This is a genomic window from Paraburkholderia sp. SIMBA_030 (genome assembly GCF_046535245.1).
GTDB lineage: Bacteria > Pseudomonadota > Gammaproteobacteria > Burkholderiales > Burkholderiaceae > Paraburkholderia.
On the sequence record NZ_JAWRXB010000504.1, the window covers coordinates 1 to 273 of the forward strand.

Below are 273 nucleotides of genomic sequence, written 5' to 3' on the forward strand. Positions count from 1 at the left end.
CTGCGCAGCATGGCACATCGTGCCACACGCTTGGGCGCGACATTCGAAGTATCCAGCGCATCAGGATCGACTCACGTCGTCGTGGTCAAACCCGACGTGGAGGCGGCGAATCCGCCGCCTCCGCCTTAACCGCGCGCATTGGACGCGCGCATTGGACGCGCTGATGCGCTTACTTCCAGTGACCGCTTCCGCCCCCCGTTCCGCCTACGGTGCTGACGCCACCTGACATGAAATTGCCAAGGAATTTGCTGCCCTTGCCAAAGAAGTTCACGT

At 61.5% G+C, this 273-nt stretch carries 1 protein-coding gene; it reads right to left on the reverse strand.

Going from position 1 to position 273, the window contains the following annotated elements; genetic code table 11:
- Positions 1 to 169: 169 nt before the first annotated feature.
- The gene (locus SB772_RS40980; protein WP_410838648.1) at positions 170 to 271 is read right to left on the reverse strand and encodes a VapA/VapB family virulence-associated protein; all 102 of its coding nucleotides are present in this window, start codon (positions 269 to 271) and stop codon (positions 170 to 172) included.
- Between the last annotated feature and the right edge of the window lie 2 nt (positions 272 to 273).